Raw genomic sequence first — 22347 nt, 5'->3', positions numbered from 1 at the left:
GATAAATATGATCAGTTATCTACTTTTATCACAAACTTTTTAATAGAAATGTTAAGGATTGATATAAATGTTTAAATATTGATTAAGTTTCCCACGATTAATTGTTACGCACCCAAAATGCTAGTAAAATTGGTTATAGATAATAATTGAAAGGGAGTTAAGCTCATTGAAATACGGGTTTATTAAAACTGCATTAGTTACAGCGGCAGGTGCTGCCTTAATGAAGGTATCTAAAAAAAGCATTGATATTAGAAAAGCTAACAGTGAAATCTATAGACCCTCTCGTGATTTCTTTGTTGATGGCAACCTTAACGGTAAAAAAATTGTTTTCTTAGGTTCATCTGTAACTGCTGGGTTAGCTTCTAAAGGTGTTTCTTTTGTTGACTTCTTACGCGTTGAACATGGCGTTCACGCAATTAAAGAAGCCGTTAGCGGAACTACTTTAGCGGATATTAATGACAATTCTTACGTAAGTCGAATGAAAAAGAATTTGAGCCAAGACGCTCACTATGACTTATTCACCTGCCAACTATCTACTAACGATCAAAGAAATGGTATCGACATAGGCAACATCAGTAAGTCATATGACCCTAATGACTTCGATACCCAAACTACAATCGGCGCAATCGAATACATCGCTGCGACTGTCCAAGAAGAATGGGATTGCCCATTAGTCTTCTATACTTGTTTGAGAAAACCAGAACCTGGTTACGAATTTCTAAGAGATAAATTATTCGAACTACAAAAGAAATGGCACTTCGCAATTATTGATATTTGGAACAATAAGACTTTAAAGAAAATGAACGAAGAAAATCCTAGCTTCATGTTAGATGATACTCACCCTACATGTGCTGGATATCGTTATGGTTGGACTCCTATTTTCGTAAAAGAATTAGATCAAATGATAGAATAACCAAAAAATATGTCGACGATAAACCTTAATATAAAGGTGTTTTGTCAACATATTTTTATTTTTATTAAAATTTGATGAAAAAAGGTTGTATTTTTTTAATAATAGTGTATTATTATAGTCAATGACAAAGACATAGCATCAAGTTACATTTTTACCAAATTAACCCTCAAACGTTGATTTGGTAGCACATATTAACTGCATAATTTTTATGTTATTAGTTTTATAAGAAAAATGACTACTCACATTTTTCTCTCATTTTTGCTCCGTGGTTCAATGGTAGAATAGCGCACTGTTAATGCGATGGTTGCTGGTTCGAGTCCAGCCGGAGCAGTTGAGTGATTATTCACTCAACATAATTAGAGATGTTAACGATACGGTATCTTTCTAATTGCAGGAACTGATATTCAACCCCTTTTCAATAGAAAATCAGTTCGAATTATTAACACCCCTTTATTTATTGCTCTATGGTTCAATGGTAGAATAGCGCACTGTTAATGCGATGGTTGCTGGTTCGAGTCCAGCTAGAGCAGTTGGGAGAAATCCCAAGTTAGCTTTATCCCAATGTTAACTAATAAAGCAAATTGCTTTTCCATATTTTTATTCATAATTATCTATAATTCCACATAACAAAAGAACTTAGCTATCCCGCTAAGTTCTTTTGTTTTTTACTGAGCTAAATTTTTGGCATTAAAAAAGCATGGCTCATTGCCATGCTTTTAATTTGCTTATTATTTATTGAATGCATCAGCAGGGATCCATCCAACCACGCCTCCGCTATATACGGATGTAGCTTCATAGTAAGTCTTGCCGTTGTACTTAGATTGAGCAACAATCGCGAATTGTTTGCCTTGGTAATTAATAGTGTTATCAACTGGTAATGTTGCCTGATTATCACCATAAATTGAATCCATTGCATTAGCAGCAATTGTCATAACCTTAGTATCCATCTTTTGGATGGCAGGAGTACTACTTGATGAAGTATTTGTTGATGTAGTTGTAGTAGTAGTTGGAGCTGATGGTTGTGATTGAACTTGAGTAGTTGGTGTTGAATTAGTGGAGTTATTTGCTTTTACAATCACATCCCCGATAAACCAACTTTGATCTTGTCTCATTTTACTTGCATCAACCTTTTTATTTAAGGCTGCAGAATAATAACGATCAGTGTATTGCCATAAAACATGACTAACTGAAGGTTCATGTCTGGTATAAGCAGCTAACCAGTAACCATCGTATGAACTAAGTGCTGATTTAGCGTAAGTCTTCATGAAACTTTGGTAAGAATAGAATAAAATCTTTTTGTTACCAACTAATGGACGTAGGGTTTGCACCCATTTTAAGGTAGCAGCTCTTGCTGTGCTACGACCTAAATGAGTAGACTCGAAGTCATTTACATAAAACTTAGCATTTGGTGCTCTGTAATATAAATCACGAGCTTCTCTAGCAGCACTAGCATTTGATGTATATCTACTATATGAATATACTCCATATGGAACACCATATTTTTCTAACATCGCTTTATTATGATTAAAAGTCTTATCATAATGTCTTGTACCATATTGAACTCTTAAAATAACAAATGGTACTTCGTTACTTAACTTCTTGGCTTTGTTGTCGCTTAATTTTCCTTGCCATTCTGACAAATCGTAAACATTATCAGTGCTTGCTGCGTGCGCTGTAGCATAGCTACCCATTGCAACGACGGCTCCTGATAGTCCGATTGAAGTGATCAACATCATCAATATTGATTTAAACTTAATCAATATACCACACTCCTATTTCTAACTGGTTATATACCTGCAGTATAACTGCCAAATATTTCAAGAATGATATAGGAATATTACAAATTATGACAATTTAACCTTTTCTTAAGGATTTAATGACAAAATGCAACACTTTTACTCATTTTGATGATTGTTTATATCAAAATCATCCCTATAATAGTCATTACAAATAAAATAATTATGAATAAGGAGTGAAAAACATGTCATTCTTAGAATTAAAAAATATCGAAAAATCATACTACCTTGGCAAAGATGAATTTAAAGTTTTAAAAGGAATCGATTTATCTTTTGAAAAAGGTGAAATGGTATCCATCTTAGGAGAATCTGGTGGAGGTAAATCCACTTTAATGAACATTATCGGTGGTTTAGATAGTAAATACTCTGGTGATGTTTTACTAAATGGTGAATCGTTAAGACATGATACTGACAAACAACTAGACGAATACCGTCGTAAAACCATTGGATTCATTTTCCAAAGTTTCAACTTAATTAGTCACTTAACTATTTTGGATAACGTATTAGTACCACTAGAAATGACTAATCTTTCAAAGAAAGAACAAGTTGCTCGTGCAAAGGAACTATTAGCTAAAGTGGGTCTAGAAGATCACATGAACAAATTCCCCAACCAGTTATCTGGTGGTCAAAAACAACGTGTATCAATCGCCCGTGCTTTAGCTGGCGATCCAGAAATGTTAATCGCAGATGAACCAACTGGTGCATTGGATCCAGAAAACACAACTGAAATCCTACAAATCTTAGACAACATCGCTAAAGAAGGTAAATTAGTTTTAACTGTTACCCACTCTGAAAAAGTTGCTGATTACGGAACTCGTGTTGTTCACATGACTGACGGTAAAATTGACGAAGATCGTACTCTTCGTGAAAAATATGCTGAAAGCAAAGAAGAAACTCTAGAATCAAAGACACTATCATTCAAGTCAATTGTTAAGATGACCTGGGATAACATTAAGTACAACTCCAAGCGAAACCTTTTAATCATCTTTGGTGGTTTAATCGGGATTTTCTCAGTGGTCTTCATGTTAGGGCTAGGTAATGGGATTCGCGGTTACATTAATCACGAAATTTACTCACAAGTAAATCCTAACAGTATTCAAATTTCTCACAAAAACACAAATGATCATTCATCATTTAAAGATGTTGATGTAAGCCGTTTATCAGACGTCAAAGGTGTTAAATCTGTCGACAAAGCATACGCTTCAAGCGGTGTCCAAGTTAAAGATGGTAAAAAGTCAGCGCAAGTTGCATACATGACTTCAAGCATTGCTACTATTAACACTGACAACATCAAACGAGGAACTACTCCTAAAGATGGTGAAATTTTAATCACTAAAACTACTGCTAAGTCGTTCAATAAAAACAACCCTTACGCATTAGTTGGTAAAACTATCCAAGTAACATTCAACGCTATGAAGGATGGTAAACCATACCCAATCACTACTAACCTTAAGGTTTCGGGAATCGCTGATTCACAAAGTCCTATCAGTATTATTGGTTACACCACTTTAGGAAAAGCCTTATCTGCTAACGGTATTAAGATTGAACTAAACTTCTTAAACGTTAACATTTCAGGTGGTGTAAGCAACGTAACCCCAGTTCAAAACAGAATTAAAGCCCTATCAGCTGATGGTAAGAAGTTATACAGCATCCAAGGGGCTGGTGCGATTGTTTCAACATTGAACACTTACATTAACCTTGCTGTATACGTATTGGCTGCCATTGCTGGAATTTCTCTATTAGTTTCAGCAATCATGATTATCGTTGTTCTATACATCAGTGTTGCTGAAAGAACTAAAGAAATCGGGATTTTACGTGCTTTAGGTGCTACTAAGGGTAACATCAGAATGTTATTCGTTAGCCAAGCTCTATTCCTAGGTATCTTCTCATCAGTATCAGCTGTGGTTCTTTCCTACCTAATTCAATTTGGAATTAACTCAGCTGTTCATGGAATGATTGATTACTCAATTATTCAAGTAACTGCAGGAAATGCTATTTTCGGAATTGTAATTGCTGTTATTATTAACTTACTTGCATCAATTCTTCCATCAAACAAGGGTGCTAAACTAGATCCTATCGAAAGTTTAAGCGCTGAATAATTAAATGTCCCCCAATACAAAAAACACGCTATTTAAAATAGCGTGTTTTTTTAATACCCTCGGTGCATTAAGAAATCATACACATATTCTTTATCATAGTCTTCAAAATGGTGAATCCAAAAAATAATAACCCCTAATGCGGTTGCAGAATTATATGCCGCGAATAGTTTTCTTTTCTTCGGATCCATTTCTTCACTAAATACTTCTGTTGTTGACTCAACTAGTTCATTAAAAAATTGGAGCAGTTTAATTGCAAATTGGATTTCCCCTTTTTCACTTATTAAAACACTTAAGATGGGCTGATTTTCTTCAATTACAGTTAAAAAACTATATACAAATTTACCGGCAGCAGTATCTATATGTTCAACATCAGTTTCTTGGAAAAATTCATTCGCGTTTCTAATTTGTTCAATCACGCCGTCCTCGACTTTTTCAATCAAGTCAAATTTATCGATGTAGTGGCGATAAAAAGTACTACGATTTACTTCAGCTCGTTTAATAATGTCACTGACTGTGACAGATGCAACGCCTTTTTCTCTAGCAATGGAAACAAATGCTTTTATGATTTTATCTTGCGTTAATTGGCGTTTCTTTTCATATTTCAAAATTCAATATCCTCCATTATTTATTAAATCATGTATGGACCGTGGTATGATAAAAACATCAATAGAAAAGAGATGTTTTAAATGTTAGACGTTGAATTAATGTCTGGTTTAATTTTATTTTTAGTGGGTATCTTGTCATTACTCACATTTTTATCAATTATCTTGCGAAGAATTTATCTAAAACTTCCTATTAAAATGGATATTTTTTGTTTCTTAGTATCAGCAATTGTAATTATAGTTTCTTATTACGTTGATAGTCACTTTATATTGTTCATTCTATCATCAATTTAATCAGATAAGACCTTAACATTTTATTAAGAAAACATCCTATAACTGTTATAACACTTAATGTGATGTTAGGATATTAATATAACAATAATAATAGTAAGGAGTGTCGATTATGTTGACAGTTGCAGCTAATCCCGGCTTTATTAAAAGATACTTTTTAAGCTTTAATTGGGACGAGATTCTACATAACATTACTAATATTGTGATTGATATTATTTTAATTTCCATTTTCTTTTTAATTTTAAAATCCATTGGAAAGAAAGTGATCAATCACTTATTCAATAACTACGCAAAAAAACAAACTGGCGTAGCAGAAAATAGGCTTAAAACCCTTCATTCATTATCCACTAATGCCTACATGTACATTTTGGTGTTCTTTTGGATTTATTCAGTTTTAACATTCATCGGTGTACCAATCGGAACCCTATTAGCTGGGGCTGGTTTATTTTCTGTAGCAATTGGTTTAGGTGCTCAAGGTTTGGCCAACGATATTATCAATGGGTTCTTCATCTTATTTGAAAAGCAAATTAACATTGGTGATTACGTAACAATCGGAGATGTTACTGGTACTGTTTCTGAAATAGGTCTAAGAACCACTAAAATAAGAAGCAATAACGATGCATTAAACTTCATTCCCAACCGATATATCACTAATATTTGTAATATGTCTAAGGATCGCATGAAGGCCGAAATCAACATTCGTGTTAACCCTGATACTCCAATTACTGAAGTAATTAATATCATCAAACAAATTAACGCAGAATATGTTCCAAAGACTAAGGGGATTATCGAAGATCCTCAATTATTAGGAACAGTTGATATGGGCGACGGGACTATTGCCGTTAAAGAATACATCCCTACTACCGACGAAGCCCGCTTTGATGTACAATTTGAATACTTACAACTATACTTAGAAGCAATTCAAAAAGCCGGTATTAGATTACCAAACAACAAAGTTATCGCTGATATTTCTAAATAAAGTCTCAACGCCCTCTTTCGGGCGTTTTTTACTATCAATATTCGAAAGGAAGTTTTTATATGTTTAAATTAGCAACTAATCCCAGCATCTTGAAACAATACGTGGATAGTTTTAACTGGGGACACATTCTTCATAACTTAACATTTATCATTATCGATTTAGTTTTAGTTTCAATCTTCTTTTTAATTATCAAATTAATTGGTCAATCATTAGTAAATCATTTATTCGGTAAATATTTACAAAAGGAAAAGAAAATTGGTCCAAAGCGTGAAGGCACATTGAAATCAATTGCTACCAATACGTTTAATTATATTTTGGAATTTTTCTGGCTATATTCAGTCCTAACCGTCATTGGTATTCCTGTCGGTTCACTGCTAGCAGGAGCAGGTTTGTTAACAGTGGCATTAGGTTTAGGTGCCCAAGGTTTGGCTAACGACATCATCACTGGATTTTTCATTTTATTCGAACATCAAATTGACGTTGGTGATTTCGTTGTTTTAGATACCATCACTGGAACCGTTGAAGAAATTGGGCTTCGTTCTACTCAAATTCGCGGAGTTGATGACTCGCTAAACTTCGTTCCAAATAGATATATCACTAACATATGTAACATGTCTAAAGATCGTTTGAAGGCTGAAATTAACATTCGTGTTAACCCTAATAGCCCAATTCAACAAATCATTGATATCGTTAAAGAAGTGAACGCCAAAAACATTCCAATTACCGACGGCATCATCGATGAACCCCAACTATTAGGAACTGTTGATTTAGGTGATGGCACTATAGCAGTTAAGGAATGGATTCCATGTAAAGACACCGCTAAATTTACCGTTCAATTCAAATTCCTTCAATTATACTTAGAAGCAATTAATGATGCTGGAATTACTTTACCAAATAATAAATTAATTACACCTATCCCCCAAAAATAAAGGGTTAATTAAGATTTAATCGTTACACATCCTTTTAATTGACACCTAATTTATTGATTGATAGTATTAAATTAATCATTAACTACCCGCTATTTAATAGACTTCTTAGAAGTTGTTAACAATTTCGATTATTTTGTGTACAAATTAATTGAAACTACGATTAAATAGTGTAAAATAGTATTGGATTTAAATATGCATTTCCAATGCTTTTTTAGTTAGAAAACAAAGGAGACAAAATATGAGTGCTTGGGAAATTATTCGTGACTCTACACCGCAATTGCTTGCTGCATGTATTGCTTATACCATTCCAATTGCGATTGTGTCATTTATTATTGGTCTAACCATTGCTGTTATTACTGCTTTGGTTAAGATTTCTCCTCGCGGTGGGCTATTTAATATCGTCAAAGCCATTTTCTATTTCTATGTTTGGTTATTTAGAAGTACCCCACTTTTGGTTCAATTATTCATCGTATTCTTCGGCCTTCCATACCTAAGAATTGCGGGAATTTTACCTGACGGAATTAGATTGACTCCTATCGTAGCTGGGATCATTACTTTTTCTCTTAACACTGGAGCTTACGCTTCTGAAACTATTCGTGGTGCGATTTTATCAATCCCTGATGGTCAATGGGAAGCAGCATACTCACTTGGTATGACTAAGCGTAAAGTGCTTTGGAGAATTATCCTACCTCAAGCTAGTCGAGTATCACTTCCACCTTTATCCAATGAGTTCATTGGTTTGGTAAAAGATACTTCACTAGCCGCTTCAATTACGATTGTGGAAATGTTTGAAGTCAGTCAACAAATCGCTGCCGAAAACTACCAACCACTAATTATGTACATTTTAGTAGCTGCTATCTACGCAGTTATCTGTAGTGTTCTTACTATTTTACAAAGTTACCTAGAAAAACGAGTTTCTCGTTATTCTGTAAGTAATTAGAAAGGAGTATTAAATGATTAATTTAAAAAACGTATCTAAAACATTTGATAATCAACATGCCTTAGATAACATCTCCCTTCAATTCCCAGAAAATAAGACTACGGTAATTGTTGGACCATCCGGTTCTGGTAAGTCCACACTACTTAGATCTTTGAACCTACTTGAAACACCTGAAGCTGGTGAATATGATTTTAGCGACCTAAGCTTAAACTTTTCTGAAAAAATCAGTTCTAAAACTGTATTAAATATTCGTCGAAAAACCAGTATGGTATTTCAAAGCTTTAACTTATTCCCTCATCTTACAGTTTTAAAAAACGTAATGGAAGGGCAAGTCCAAGTACTCAACAAGACAAAGGAAGAAGCTAAAGAAACTGCTGAACAACTACTAAAGAAGGTCGGCATGTTGGATAAAGCAAATGCTTATCCTAGTCAATTATCTGGTGGTCAAGCACAACGTGTTGCGATTGCTCGTTCACTTGCAATGCATCCAGAATATATTTTGCTAGATGAACCTACAAGCGCTTTGGATCCTGAAATTGAATTAGAAGTCCTAAAGGTACTACTAGCATTGGCTAAAGAAAAACAATCACTAGTTATCGTTACTCATAATCTTACTTTTGCTCAACGTGTCGCTGATAAAATCGTCTTTATCGAAGATGGTAAAGTTGGCTTTGATGGTGATACTAAAGACTTCTTTGAATCAACAGACAAAAGAATTAAAGATTTCTTAGCAGCGATGACATTACAAAATATTTAAGGAGATTTATCATGAAATTCAACAAATTAATGAAATCACTAACTGTTGCATTTGCTGTATTAGGTACTGGAGCTATCTTAGCTTCATGCGGTAACAGTTCATCAAATTCAAAAGACTACAAATCTGATTTAACTCAAAGTGGCAAGCTTACTATCGGTTTAGAAGGTACTTATGCACCTTATTCATACCGACAAGGTGGTAAATTAACTGGTTTTGAAGTCGACTTAGCTACTGATGTTGCTAAGAAATTAGGTTTAAAAGTTAACTTTGTTCAAACTAAATGGGACAGTTTAATTGCTGGTCTAGGCAGTGACAGATACGATGCTGTTATGAACAACATGACTGTTACTCCACAAAGAGAAAAGCTTTACAAGTTCTCAGAACCATATGCTTACTCATACTACACACTTATCACTAAGAGCGATAGCAAGATGATGAGTATCAAGGATATCAAAGGAATGAACATCGTTGATGGTGCTGGTACCGATAATGCCGTTGTTGCTAAGAAGTTTGGTGCTAACGTTTCATCAACTCCTGACAACGCTACTGGTTACCAACTAATTCAACAAGGTAGAGCTGATGGTACTGTGAACTCAGTTCCTGCATGGAAATACTTCGCAAAACACAACTCAACAATGGGTCTAAAAGAAATCGATGTACCTACTAAACTACAAGCTCCTGCTGAAACTTCTATTATGTTAAACAAGAAATCATCTGCTTTAACAAAGAAAATCAACCAAGCTTTAGATGAACTAAGAAAAGACGGCACTATGAAGAAACTTTCAATGAAGTACTTTGGTTCTGACATCACTACAAAGCAAGATTAATATTAAATAAGAAAAAGCCATCCAAATTAATGAGTGGCTTTTTTATTTACCTATTTATTTTGAGGAAAAGGACTTTAATAGTCCTTTTTTAGATCTTATTATTTATTTTTTCTTCTAAATCCAATCGTAGCCATTCCTAATCCGATCAATCCAATTATCAAACCAACAATTGCCAATGATTTTTTGTTAGTCTGATCACCGGTTTGAGGTAATGATTTTTCATTTTTATCAATTGATGGGTGTTTAACTTTATGACGATTATTCCTATGATCTTTAAATCCGTCATTAAAGTGATTGTCCACTTTATTATTACCGGTACCGGATGAGCTATTGGTGTGGTTTGGTCTAATAGATACAATTTGTGTTGAACTACTTGCATTGCTTTGTGCATTTAAGCTATTACTGTTATCTGATGAACTTTGCGCTGAGCTACTTACGTTACTTTGTGAGATTGAGCTAGCACTGTTATCTGATGAACTTTGCGCTGAGCTACTTGTGCTATTTTGTGAGATTGAGCTAACACTATTATCTGATGAGCTTTGCGCTGAGCTACTTGTGCTACTTTGCGAGCTTGAGCTAGCACTGTTATCTGATGAACTTTGCGCTGAGCTACTTGTGCTACTTTGTGAGTTTGAGCTAGCACTGTTATCTGATGAACTTTGCGCTGAGCTGCTTGTGTTACTTTGTGAGCTTGAGCTAGCACTGTTATCTGATGAACTTTGCGCTGGATGACCAGGTAGATATTGATTATCAATATCAGTTTTACTTTTATTTTCAACTGATTGCACATCGTCTACAGTTGTTTGCTTTTGAATATTATCCAATCCTTTTTGCAACTCGTTATTAATATTAGTTATTTGTTGTTGCTTTTGATCAGAAGATAGATTGCTATCATTATTAATTGTATTAACAACATTTTGTGCTTCATTCTTCAAAGCATCCATTGACTTTTGTTGTGCCAAATATATTGGTGATGCTGAATATGAAAATGTATCTAGTCTTACTTGTTGTAAATTATGACTTAAACCCGTCGCTGCACTAATGACTAATGCTAAATCACTATAAGAACCTGTATATTCTTTTGTCCAAGTATATCCATCCATTACCATTTGAAATTCCTTAGTGCTTGCATCATATCTCAATATAAATGGAACGAAATCCGCTTTGCTGTTTAAGAAATCATCTTTATTTAAATAACTAACTGTGGGCTCATGTTCTAATTGTTCTACTTGTCCAGAATCATTAGTGTAGGTAAATGCTCCAAATGGAGATGCCCCTTGACCGTCTAAAACATCTTGATTTTTATTATTAGTAGGGTCTCCATCACGTTTGTCATAAAAAGTATCTACCTTAAATCCAAATGCATTTGGAACTTGATACATTCCAACCGCACCACCAGTACTAATTGGGAATCCAACACGATTTGGATGGAAAAATATCGCTAACCCGTCAGCTCCACCTTCTGTATCTAACTTATTACCAGCATAAATGGATCCAGTGATTGAAAAACTTCTAGTAAGAGATACTTTATTTTTTAAAGTAACACCACCAGATTCATTTTGAGCATCTTGCGTAAGGGTAATAGTCCCAGTGCTTTGATTATAAGATGCATCTCCTACTAGTTCGAAATAATTCAAAAAATTATCTTTATTGATATTAATAGTTACAGGATTCGGACTGCTCAAATCACTGCTTGAAATTGAGGAATCATCATACGATGTTGAAGCAGCGTTAACATTCTGAGAGTTGTTAACAACATTTTCATATGAGACTCCTAGAAGAGTTAGCGCCACGAGTCCAGTGGCAACTTTTTTGGTTTTAGAATTATTATTAACATTTAATATTGTTTTTTGATTTTTATTAAATACCATTAAAAATACCTCCATAGTGAGTTCATATGTAAATTGTAGTATTTTACTGATATCATTTCACTAGTAAAATCCTTAATTTTTAATTAAGAGTTTTGGAGGTTTATTTCAATTATTTTTGTTTCAATGATTCTCTAATTACTTCCAATACTTCCTTTTGAAAATCATTAAAGTAATGTGATTTTAGATAAACTAAGTTAGTCACAAACATAGGCATGTCTTCATCTAAAAAATCTAGTTTTACGACTCCTTCTGGAGTATTAACTAATGAATTAAAGAATCCAACCCCGACATTATTTTTAATCAAACTCATAATGTTATTGCTTTCATTTGATCTAAAAATAACGTTAGGATGAAATGCATTTCGTTTTGCTAATTGATTAAATGATTCGTTTTGAACAAACCCTTGCTTGAACAAAATAAAATCTTCTTTCGCTAAATCGGCAAAATGTATTTTACCTTCACTAGCTAGTGGATGGTTTTTAGAAACATATGCACAGAATGGAATTCTTTCAATTTCTTCTGTTTCGATTGAAGGATCATCTAATGGGTTATTAGAACCTAATAGCGCTAAGTCCAATTCTCCATTTTTTAATGATTCCTTAGTTGTTTCAGAACCATATTCATAGGTAATGATGTTATTTAACAAACTGCGTTCTTTTAAAAATTGCGCAATTTGTGGAAAGTATCTAGTTTCAATAATTGGTGGCAATCCAATCGATATTTTTTTTGCCTTTAAATTAGCTATATTGCGCTTCGCAACATCAAAATGGCGGATGATAGCTTGAGCGTGGTTTAACAATTGTTTCCCACTATCGGTTACAATGAGTTCACCATGAGTTCTATGTCTAATAATTAATTTAGTGTCCATTTCCTTTTCCAATCTTTGCAACGCAAAAGTAATGGTTGGTTGGCTGACCTTAAATTCTTCAGCAACTTTAGAAAAAACTTTTAATTTTGTTAAGCTTATAAAATATTCAAGATCACGTGTGTTCATAAAAAATGCCTCCATGCATTGATTTAAAAGGGTTTTAATTTTAGATATAAATTATATTTATTATAACACTAACTTTTGACTATCTGAACTATCATGTATTAATATCTAGATATTAATTAAGAAAAGAGGTAAGTCCTATGTCTTTTGGATATGATATTTTAAACAATCCTTTCAAGAACAAAGGTACTGCATTTACTAAAGAAGAAAGAAAAGAACTTGGTTTAGAAGGAATGCTTCCACCATACGTTCAAACATTACAAGAACAAGTGGATCAAGCTTATGCTCAATTCCAAACTAAACCTTCAGATTTAGAAAAACGTGTTTTCTTAATGACTTTATTCAATGAAAACCGCGTATTATTCTACAAGTTATTCTCACAACACGTTGTTGAATTTATGCCAATCGTATACGATCCAACAATTGCTGAAACTATCGAAAACTACAGTGAACTATTCGTTCAACCACAAAACGCAACATTCCTATCAATTGATGATGATTTAGATTCAATCAAAACTTCATTAAAGAATGCTGCTGAAGGTCGCGACATTCGTTTAATCGTAGTTACTGATGCTGAAGGTATCTTAGGTATCGGTGACTGGGCTACTAACGGTGTTGATATCGCTGTTGGTAAGCTAATGGTTTACACTGCTGCTGCAGGAATTGACCCTAGCCAAGTATTACCAGTTGTTTTAGATGCTGGTACTAACAACGAATCACTACTTAAGGACCCAATGTACTTAGGTAACCGTCACGAACGTGTTTACGGTGAAAAATACCACAAGTTTGTTGATACTTTCGTAGAAGATGCTGAAAGTCTATTCCCAGAAATGTACTTACATTTCGAAGACTTTGGTCGTAGCAACGCTGCTGACATCTTAGACAGATACAAAGACAAGTACACTGTATTTAATGATGATATCCAAGGTACTGGTATTATCGTATTAGCCGGTGTATTAGGTGCCCTAAACATTTCTGGTGAAGAAATGAAGGACCAAACTTACGTATCATTTGGTGCAGGTTCAGCCGGTACTGGTATTGTTTCACGTGTTTACGATGAATTCGTACAACAAGGTATGGATCCAGAAGAAGCTAAGAAACACTTCTACCTAGTTGATAAGCAAGGTCTATTGTTCGATGACGACGATACTTTGACTCCTCAACAAAAACCATTTGCTAGAAGTCGTGATGAATTTGCTAACCCAGATTCATTAACTACTCTAGAAGCTGTTGTGAAAGAAGTTCACCCAACTATCTTAGTTGGTACTTCAACTCAACCAAACTCATTTACCGAATCAATCATTAAGGAAATGGCTGCTCACACTGAACGTCCAATTATCTTCCCTATTTCAAACCCAACTAAGTTGGCTGAAGCTAAGGCTGAAGACTTACTAAAATGGACTGACGGTAAAGCTCTTATCGGTACTGGTATCCCAGTTAACGATATTGAATACAATGGCACTGTTTACCAAATCGGTCAAGCTAACAACGCGTTAGTATACCCTGGTTTAGGTCTTGGTGCGATTGCCGCTACTGCCACTGTCCTAGATGACGAAATGATTTCTGCAGCTGCCCACTCACTTGGTGGTATTGTCGATACTGACAAACCAGGTGCTGCTGTCTTACCTCCAGTTTCTAAGTTGGATCAATTCTCAACTACTGTAGCTAAGGCCGTTGCCGATAGTGCTGTAAAACGTGGTCTTACCCGCGAAGACATCAAAGATGTTGACAAAGCTATCGAAGACACTAAGTGGGAACCTAAGTATTAATCTCTCTTTTAAAGATGATGTGTGTAAAAAAAGACGCCGAACAATGGCGTCTTTTTTTGTGGTTTAAATTTGTTCAATAATTTGTTTTGTGTTTTCAGCATCATTGAGAGAATAAAGATGAATATGGTTAGCACCGGCTTGTTCAAGCTTATTAATCATCTCAGCAGTGTATATAACTCCCTTTTCACCAAACTCTTCTTCTGATGCGTTCATCAAGGCAATTAGTTTGTCAGGAGTGGTCGCATGAGTTAAATCCAGCATCTTTTGCGTTTGTGTTTTTGAGATGACCGGCATGATACCAAACCAAATTGGCGTTGTAACATCAGTTCGATTTAAATAATCAACATAATCGTTCACATCAAAACTAAACTGCGAAATTAAATTAGTACATCCCTTAGTTACCTTGTGTTTTAGCCAATGCAATTCTTCATCGTTACTATTCAAGTAACAAGTCCCTGCGATATTTACATGTTGATATTCTTTTTTAATAAATTCAACTAACTCATCTGCATGCGAAAAGATAATTGCGGAATCATTTTGTGATAACTTATCTCCTCGCAATGCTAATACATCATTAACATCATGATTTTGCATTAAATCCATCATCTGTTTAACGGTATCGTAGTCTTTATCAATTCCAGTGAGGTGAATCATCACATCTACATCAGAATGTGCGTGAACATAATCAGCAATTTTAATACTTTGAATTAAATTATCCATATCGTGATTGCGATCGGTAATTGAAATAAACTGCGGATGCAGTGTTAATAAACCATCGAGGTTATCTTGATCGATATTGGGAGTAATTTCAAAAGAATATTGTAAGGGCATGCGAATCTCCTTTGGCTGAATTGATAGTTTAATTATATCCTACTATCTTGTTTTTAACGATGCACACAAAAAAAGACACCGCTTAAAGCGGTGTCTTTTTCAATTACTTATTTTCACTAATCACTACGTTACCATCTTCCATATCAGCCTTTAAGTGCTTAATGTCTTCATGGTCTAAGTAGAAGTCAGTAATCTTGTCTCTAATTTCTTGTTCTACAACACGACGTAGTGGACGAGCTCCCATGGCTTCATCGTATCCTTGTTCGATTAAGTAATCCTTAAATTCATCAGATACAACTACATCCATGTCTTTCTTAGCTAAAGTTGCGTTAACGTCACTTAGCATTAATTCGACAATTTCTTTCAAGTCATCCTTTGTTAGGTGTGAGAATTCAACAATCGCATTGAATCTGTTTAAGAATTCAGGACGGAAGTATGGAGATAATTTATCCATTAACTTCTTATCTTCATCTTTGTCACCAATCAATGTTTCATTACCGAATCCAGCGTTTGAAGTAGCAATCACAACTGTGTTCTTAAAGTTAACCACATTTCCTTGACCGTCAGTTAAACGACCATCGTCTAGCACTTGTAATAGAAGTGTTAAAACTTGAGGGTTGGCCTTTTCAATTTCATCCAATAATACGATTGAGTATGGGTTTCTTCTTACCTTTTCTGTCAAAGTATTATTGTTGTCATTGTATCCAACGTATCCTGCTGAAGCACCAATTAATTTTGATACCGCAGTTACATCAGAGTATTCTGACATGTCTAAACGAATAATGTTGTTCTTGTTACCAAACATATCCTTAGCTAATTGTTTTGCCAATTCAGTCTTACCTACACCGGTAGGACCTACGAATAAGAATGAACCAATTGGACGGTTACCTTCATCAAAACCAGCACGGTTTCTTCTGATAGCACGAGAAACTGCTGCAACTGCTTCGTCTTGACCGATAACCTTACCTTGTAGACGGTCGCCCATAGTCTTCAAACGTTCGATATCATTACTACTCAATTTAGCAACTGGAACACCAGTTAATCTTTCAACAGCTTCTGCAACATCATTGATAGTTGCTGTTACTTTAGTTTCATCGCTCTTGTTGTCGATTTGAGTTTGTAATTCTTCTATCTTATTCTTGTGATTTAGAGCTGCTTCATAATCTTCTTTTTCAGCGGCTTGTGCCTGTGCATCCTTTTCAGCTGCGATTTCATCTTCAATTGCCTTTTGATCTACAACTGGATGTTGTGCAGCTAAATGAGCAGCTGTCATGTCGACCAAGTCGATTGCCTTGTCTGGTAAACTTCTTTGTGGAATGTATTGAACAGAGTAGTCTACCGCAGCTTTTAGGACTTCATCAGGTAAAACAACATTGTGGTGTTCTTCATATAAAGGACGAATCCCTTTTAGAATTGCCAAAGTAGTTTCTTCACTTGGTGCCTTAATTTGCACTTCGTTGAAACGACGAGATAATGCTGCGTCCTTTAGAATAGTGTTTCTGTATTCATCTTGAGTAGTAGCACCAATTACAGTGATTTCACCACGAGATAATGCTGGTTTGATGATGTCAGCTAAACCTTTAGATCCGCTTTCGTCACCGGCGTTACCAGCACCCAAAATTTGGTGAATTTCATCGAAGAACAAGATCACATTGCCTTTAGCTTGAACTTCTTTAATCAAGTTTTGAATGTTTTCTTCAAAGCTACCACGGTATTGAGTTCCAGCTTCTAGTCCGGAAATATCAATGCTAATAACTTCCTTGTTCTTAATTGATGCTGGTACATCACCATTCACAATTGCTTGCGCTAATCCTTCTACAACTGCAGTCTTACCAACTCCAGCATCTCCTACTAAAACAGGATTGTTCTTAATTCTTCTTGATAAAACTTCAGTGGTTTCTTGGATTTCTTTGTCTCTACCAATTACTGGATCCAACTTGTTGTCGCGAGCTTCTTGAGTAAGATTACGACCTAACTTGTCTAAAATCCCTTCTTTATTAGAAGTAGTTTTTGGTTGAGTATTACCTTGGCCATTACTTAGTTGACCACTTTTTCTTAGTTGTTCTAATTGTTCTGGGGTCACTTCTTGACCGTTAATCATGTAACGACGTTGGGTATTGCTACTACCAGCGTCTCCTATAAATTGATTGAAAATTCTGTCAAAATCATCGTTAAATGGATCAAATGGACTTCTTGCCATAGTGCATCCCTGCCTTCTTTATAAATTTGTCAGCCTTCACGGCTGTCATATTGGATAAGGATGTTATCTTTGTTTCTTTCATCCTTTATCCATAATCTATATTATCACCTATTTTACATAATGCAATATATTTTTGACCTTTTTTGACCATATTTTTATAAAATAGTTAAAAACCATTGATATAATAGCATTTTTAAGAGTAAAATTTTTTTGACTTTTTATTGACCAATAACATTTCGAATTATACCATGTTATATCTTATTACATGTAAAATTAAAAATTTTAAAAAATTGTGATTTCTAAATATACTTTTATAGCAGGGTCTGGTATTATATCTTTATACAATGTTATGAAACGTAACGTGGAAAAGAATTTACATGAGAAGGGGTTTTTCTAATGAAGCAACATTCAAAAGCATTCCGCTGGCTGATCGCTTTCACTGCCGGAATCATCGTTGCATTGGGACTATTCGCAGCTCCACTAAAATCTAGTGCTGCTGAAAAGACCTATCAAATTGGAACGGATGTTACATTTCCTCCATTTGAATACGCAAACGATAACAATAAATATGTTGGTATCGATATTGACCTTATGAAGGCCATTGCTAAGGACCAACATTTTAAAGTCGACATTAAACCAATCGGTTTTAACGGTGCTATCCAAGCCGTTCAATCAGGCCAAATTGATGGTATGATTGCTGGTATGTCCATTACACCTGAACGTAAGGGATCATTTGATTTCTCAACACCTTACTACAACTCAGGAGTTGTAATGGCTGTTGCTCAAAACAGCAAAGTTAAGAGTCTTTCTGATTTACGTGGTAAAAACGTTGCCGTAAAGACTGGTACTACCGGTGCTCAATATGCACAATCAATTCAAAAGAAATATGGTTTCACCATTTCAACTTTTGATGATTCAAGTAACGTCTACGAAAACGTGCTTACTGGTAACTCAGTTGCTTGTTTTGATGACGAACCTGTATTAAAGTACGCTATTACTCAAGGTACTAAGCTACAAGTTGTTACCAAACCTGCTGAAGGTACTCCAATGGGATTCGGGGTTAAAAAAGGTCACAACGCTGAACTATTAAAGAAATTCAACACTGGTCTTGCTAACTTAAAGAAGAACGGTCAATACCAAAAGATTCTAGACAAGTACTTAAATGTTAAAAAGAGTGCTGAAGATACTCACTCATTCTGGGGTATCCTAAAACAAAACAAGACTTTTCTATGGGAAGGTTTCCTACAAACTCTATGGTTAACTATTATTTCCATCGTGTTTGCTACTATTTTTGGGGTAATCTTCGGACTATTTGGTGTATTACCAATTAAGTTCTTCCGTGGATTATCTTCAACAGTTATTTACCTATTTAGAGGTATGCCACTACTAGTATTAGCTTTATTCATTTACACTGGTATTCCTACCCTAACTGGTACTAAGATTCCTGCATTCGTTGCTGGGGTTATCACCTTGATGTTAGATGAAGGTGCATATATTGCTGCATTCGTTAAAGGTGGAATTGAATCAGTTGATAAAGGTCAAATGGAAGCCGCTCGCTCACTTGGATTACCATTTGGTAAGTCAATGAGAAAGATTATCTTACCTCAAGGTGTTAAGTTAATGGTTCCATCATTCATTAACCAATTCATCATTACTTTGAAGGATACTTCAATCCTATCTGTTATTGGTATTTTGGAACTTACTCAAACTGGTAAGATTATCATCGCCAGAAACCTTGAAGGATTCAAGGTATGGGCAATGGTTGCTATCATTTACTTAGTAATCATTACTTTACTAACTTGGCTATCAAACTGGGTTAAAAGGAGGGCTAAAATTTGAGTAAAATAAAAGTTACTGATTTACACAAACAATATGCTGACAACCACGTATTAAAGGGTGTCAACCTAGAAGTTAAAGATAACGAAGTAGTTGTTATCATCGGTCCTTCTGGATCAGGTAAATCAACATTACTAAGAACTTTAAACAAATTAGAAGAACCAACTTCAGGTTCAGTTGTCGTTCATGGAACTGACATTGCTAAAAAAGGTGTTAACATCGATAAAGTACGTGAACAAATTGGAATGGTTTTTCAACACTTTAACCTATTTAACAACCTAACAGTTGGTAAAAATATTATGCTAGCCCCTGTTGAATTAGGTAAGCTTTCAAAGGAAGAAGCCGAAACACAAGCTAAGAAGTTACTACAAGTCGTTGGTTTGGAAAACAAATTCGACGCTCCTGTTAACTCACTATCAGGTGGTCAAAAGCAACGTGTTGCGATTGCTCGTGCATTAGCTATGAACCCTGACATTATGTTATTCGACGAACCTACATCAGCTCTAGACCCTGAAATGGTCGGTGATGTATTAAACGTTATGAAGAAACTAGCTACTGATAACGGTATGACAATGGTTGTTGTTACTCATGAAATGGGCTTCGCTAAAGAAGTTGCTGATAGAGTTGTCTTCGTAGATCAAGGAATTATCCAAGAAGAAGGTACTCCAGACGAAATCTTTAACCACCCTCGTAACGAACGTCTAAAATCATTCTTATCAAAAGTTTTAGAAGTCTAGTTAACTAAAAAAGAACCTCAACAGAAATCCTGTTGAGGTTTTTTTAGTTGTGAGATAAAACGCTTAACAAAATGGTGGACTTACCTCCTAACATTCTGATGTGGGTTTTGAAAGTTCTGCTGCTAATTTAATTTTTGACCCTACGTTTCGCAGTAATTCACCGGTGCTCACAACGACTTCGGTTACGTAGGTTTGAATTCTATTTTTAATTACTTTTTCAATTACTTGATCTCTTGACATTTTATCATCTTCTTTTCAATTTAAACTGTCATCTATCTATATGTCTTTATGTTTCATCTCTTGCCATTACACTCATCTCCTTCGGATTTTTAACCATTGTTTCAATGCTTGCCATGGCGTTCGCCTCCTTTCTTTTCTCATTGATTTTTAATGTAATTATACTCATTCTCTAATCAACGTCAACCATTTAACTCAAAAAAATTCAATAAAAAAACTAGTGCTGAAAAGCACTAGTTCATCAGTTAATGTTTCATTTTCTTAACACTACTTAAAATCTTTGTAGCTGGATAAAAGCGACGAATATTAAATTCATCTCTAATTTGTTCCGCTACCTCGTTATCGTCATCATTTTCAGCAATCATTTGTCTAATTCGTTCAACATTTTCTCGATTGTTTAAGACGTCTCTAACGATCCCGCCATCTAAAAGATTGCGGACAATTTGATATATTGCAAAAATTACTAAAAGAATCGCAATTATATTCCACATATATAAGTAATCACTCCTATTAGTTATTATTATACGTGATTTATAGCGATTATTAAAGTGATACCACTTGTAAATGGATGTATTAGCGATTTTATTTTATTTATATCAAACGTTTAAAATCATTATAAACATTGCTAAATCAACATTTGTATAATCATAATCAAGTGTTATAATAAAAATATTATTTATAGAGGAGTCTTTACATATGTTAGAAACCATCAAAGAACGCAGTTTTGGTTTTATTACAGCCGGTTTAATCGCTGTTATTAGTCAATTTTTAACTATTTACATCCCCAATATTGGTGGAGCAACAATTGCGATTATCTTAGGGATTTTCCTAGGTAACACCTTTTTAACTCAACCAATCTTAAATGCTGGAACTAAATTTGCCGAAAAACGGCTTTTGGAATATTCAGTTATGCTACTTGGATTAACCATTACTTTCCAAACGATTTTAAAACTACACTGGTCTGGTTTAATCTTCATTATTATTCAAATGGCCGTTACCATAGTCTCAGCCATTTTAATTGGTAAGTGGCTTCACTTCGGAGAAGGAATTTATCTTTGTATGGCTGGTGGAAACGCTGTTTGCGGTTCATCAGCAATTGCATCAATCAAACCAGTAATTAATGCTTCTGATGATGATGCTGGTATGAGCATCACCCTTGTTAACTTAATGGGAACTGTCATGATGTTAGTATTACCAGTTCTAGGAACTATCATCTTTGGTCATGTCGATCTACTTAGAGGGGCATTAATCGGTGGAACCGTTCAATCAGTGGGTCAAGTAATTGCCAGTGCTACGATGGTAAACCAATCAACCGTTCAATACGCCACTCTTTTCAAGATCATGCGTATTATCATGTTAGTGGTAGTAGTTACTGTTTTCGCTAAAATGCATGCTAGTAATCAAGCAAAGCAATCTACTACAAAAGAGATTGAAAAAGAAATCAAGAAAAGTAAAATCGATTTCCTTCCTTGGTACGTACTTTGGTTCTTAATATTCTGTATTTTAAATAGTTTATTCACTCTACCTACATTCGTATCAGCAACAGCTCATTTCTTAAGTTCATGGTGTGAAATTATAGCTCTAGCAGCCATTGGATTGCGTTTAAACTTAAAAGCATTTCTACAAGCCGGAAAACGATTTGCAATTTACAGTGTCTCAGTTGGATTAATTCAAACGATTGTCGCACTAATCTTAATTAAATTATTAATCGCATAAAAAAAGAACCTCAATTGAGGTTCTTT

Annotated in this window: 18 protein-coding genes and 2 tRNA genes; 13 read left to right on the top strand and 7 right to left on the bottom strand. The window is 34.8% G+C overall.

What is annotated here, in order from left to right:
• Positions 1-166: 166 nt before the first annotated feature.
• From ABWU86_RS03435 to ABWU86_RS03425, 3 genes are all read left to right on the top strand, one after another.
• Positions 167-913, top strand: coding sequence for an SGNH/GDSL hydrolase family protein (locus ABWU86_RS03435; protein WP_293793907.1), 747 nt, complete (start codon positions 167-169; stop codon positions 911-913).
• Between the two features lie 259 nt (positions 914-1172).
• A tRNA-Asn gene (locus ABWU86_RS03430) sits at positions 1173-1244 on the top strand.
• Between the two features lie 127 nt (positions 1245-1371).
• A tRNA-Asn gene (locus ABWU86_RS03425) sits at positions 1372-1443 on the top strand.
• Between the two features lie 198 nt (positions 1444-1641).
• Here ABWU86_RS03425 and ABWU86_RS03420 read toward each other — a convergent pair.
• The gene (locus tag ABWU86_RS03420) at positions 1642-2673 is read right to left on the bottom strand and encodes a GH25 family lysozyme (protein WP_293793908.1); all 1032 of its coding nucleotides are present in this window, start codon (positions 2671-2673) and stop codon (positions 1642-1644) included.
• Positions 2674-2894: 221 nt separating this feature from the next.
• Between ABWU86_RS03420 and ABWU86_RS03415 the strand changes: the two genes are divergently transcribed.
• Positions 2895-4808: an ABC transporter ATP-binding protein/permease gene (locus tag ABWU86_RS03415; protein WP_353321429.1), complete on the top strand. Its 1914-nt coding sequence runs from the start codon at positions 2895-2897 to the stop codon at positions 4806-4808.
• A 50-nt stretch (positions 4809-4858) separates the two neighbouring features.
• Here ABWU86_RS03415 and ABWU86_RS03410 read toward each other — a convergent pair whose 3' ends face one another.
• Complete coding sequence (locus ABWU86_RS03410) at positions 4859-5413, bottom strand: TetR/AcrR family transcriptional regulator (RefSeq protein WP_353321427.1); 555 nt, start codon at positions 5411-5413, stop codon at positions 4859-4861.
• Positions 5414-5813: 400 nt separating this feature from the next.
• Between ABWU86_RS03410 and ABWU86_RS03405 the strand changes: the two genes are divergently transcribed.
• From ABWU86_RS03405 to ABWU86_RS03385, 5 genes are all read left to right on the top strand, one after another.
• Entirely contained in the window at positions 5814-6680 is an 867-nt protein-coding gene (locus ABWU86_RS03405) for a mechanosensitive ion channel family protein (RefSeq protein WP_353321425.1), read from the top strand.
• A 59-nt stretch (positions 6681-6739) separates the two neighbouring features.
• The gene (locus ABWU86_RS03400; protein ID WP_353321423.1) at positions 6740-7609 is read left to right on the top strand and encodes a mechanosensitive ion channel family protein; all 870 of its coding nucleotides are present in this window, start codon (positions 6740-6742) and stop codon (positions 7607-7609) included.
• A 238-nt stretch (positions 7610-7847) separates the two neighbouring features.
• The gene (locus ABWU86_RS03395) at positions 7848-8549 is read left to right on the top strand and encodes an amino acid ABC transporter permease (RefSeq protein WP_053950582.1); all 702 of its coding nucleotides are present in this window, start codon (positions 7848-7850) and stop codon (positions 8547-8549) included.
• 13 nt (positions 8550-8562) lie between these two features.
• Positions 8563-9306: an amino acid ABC transporter ATP-binding protein gene (locus ABWU86_RS03390; RefSeq protein ID WP_293793924.1), complete on the top strand. Its 744-nt coding sequence runs from the start codon at positions 8563-8565 to the stop codon at positions 9304-9306.
• Between the two features lie 11 nt (positions 9307-9317).
• On the top strand, positions 9318-10133 hold the full coding sequence (locus ABWU86_RS03385) for a transporter substrate-binding domain-containing protein (RefSeq protein ID WP_293793926.1): 816 nt from the start codon (positions 9318-9320) through the stop codon (positions 10131-10133).
• Between the two features lie 98 nt (positions 10134-10231).
• On the opposite strand, the gene ABWU86_RS03380 is transcribed toward ABWU86_RS03385, so the two are convergent.
• Together ABWU86_RS03380 and ABWU86_RS03375 are read right to left on the bottom strand one after the other, a co-directional pair.
• Positions 10232-12004, bottom strand: a complete 1773-nt coding sequence (locus ABWU86_RS03380; protein WP_293793928.1) for a lectin-like domain-containing protein — start codon at positions 12002-12004, stop codon at positions 10232-10234.
• Positions 12005-12113: 109 nt separating this feature from the next.
• Positions 12114-12998 carry a LysR substrate-binding domain-containing protein gene (locus ABWU86_RS03375; protein ID WP_293793930.1) on the bottom strand — a complete coding sequence of 295 codons (885 nt, stop codon included), beginning with the start codon at positions 12996-12998 and terminating at the stop codon, positions 12114-12116.
• Positions 12999-13135: 137 nt separating this feature from the next.
• Here ABWU86_RS03375 and ABWU86_RS03370 point away from each other — a divergent pair, with 137 nt between their 5' ends.
• Positions 13136-14764: a malolactic enzyme gene (locus tag ABWU86_RS03370; protein ID WP_293793933.1), complete on the top strand. Its 1629-nt coding sequence runs from the start codon at positions 13136-13138 to the stop codon at positions 14762-14764.
• A gap of 63 nt (positions 14765-14827) precedes the next feature.
• Here the strand turns inward: ABWU86_RS03370 and ABWU86_RS03365 are convergent, their stop codons facing one another.
• On the bottom strand, positions 14828-15595 hold the full coding sequence (locus tag ABWU86_RS03365) for a methylenetetrahydrofolate reductase (RefSeq protein WP_353321418.1): 768 nt from the start codon (positions 15593-15595) through the stop codon (positions 14828-14830).
• A gap of 103 nt (positions 15596-15698) precedes the next feature.
• Positions 15699-17795, bottom strand: coding sequence for an ATP-dependent Clp protease ATP-binding subunit (locus ABWU86_RS03360; RefSeq protein ID WP_353321416.1), 2097 nt, complete (start codon positions 17793-17795; stop codon positions 15699-15701).
• Positions 17796-18191: 396 nt separating this feature from the next.
• On the opposite strand from ABWU86_RS03360, the gene ABWU86_RS03355 reads away from it, so the two are divergent.
• Positions 18192-19634: an amino acid ABC transporter substrate-binding protein/permease gene (locus tag ABWU86_RS03355; protein WP_053950591.1), complete on the top strand. Its 1443-nt coding sequence runs from the start codon at positions 18192-18194 to the stop codon at positions 19632-19634.
• A complete protein-coding gene (locus tag ABWU86_RS03350) occupies positions 19631-20368 on the top strand; it encodes an amino acid ABC transporter ATP-binding protein (protein ID WP_053950592.1) in 738 nt (245 codons plus the stop codon). Before ABWU86_RS03355 ends, ABWU86_RS03350 begins: the two co-directional genes overlap by 4 nt.
• 482 nt (positions 20369-20850) lie before the next feature.
• Here the strand turns inward: ABWU86_RS03350 and ABWU86_RS03345 are convergent, their stop codons facing one another.
• Positions 20851-21096, bottom strand: coding sequence for a hypothetical protein (locus tag ABWU86_RS03345; RefSeq protein WP_353321414.1), 246 nt, complete (start codon positions 21094-21096; stop codon positions 20851-20853).
• A gap of 205 nt (positions 21097-21301) precedes the next feature.
• On the opposite strand from ABWU86_RS03345, the gene ABWU86_RS03340 reads away from it, so the two are divergent.
• Entirely contained in the window at positions 21302-22321 is a 1020-nt protein-coding gene (locus ABWU86_RS03340) for a YeiH family protein (protein ID WP_353321412.1), read from the top strand.
• The last annotated feature ends 26 nt before the right edge of the window (positions 22322-22347 follow it).

This window comes from Apilactobacillus pseudapinorum (assembly GCF_040369555.1).
In the GTDB taxonomy this organism is placed as follows: domain Bacteria; phylum Bacillota; class Bacilli; order Lactobacillales; family Lactobacillaceae; genus Apilactobacillus.
This window is presented reverse-complemented; position numbering and strand designations above follow the sequence as displayed.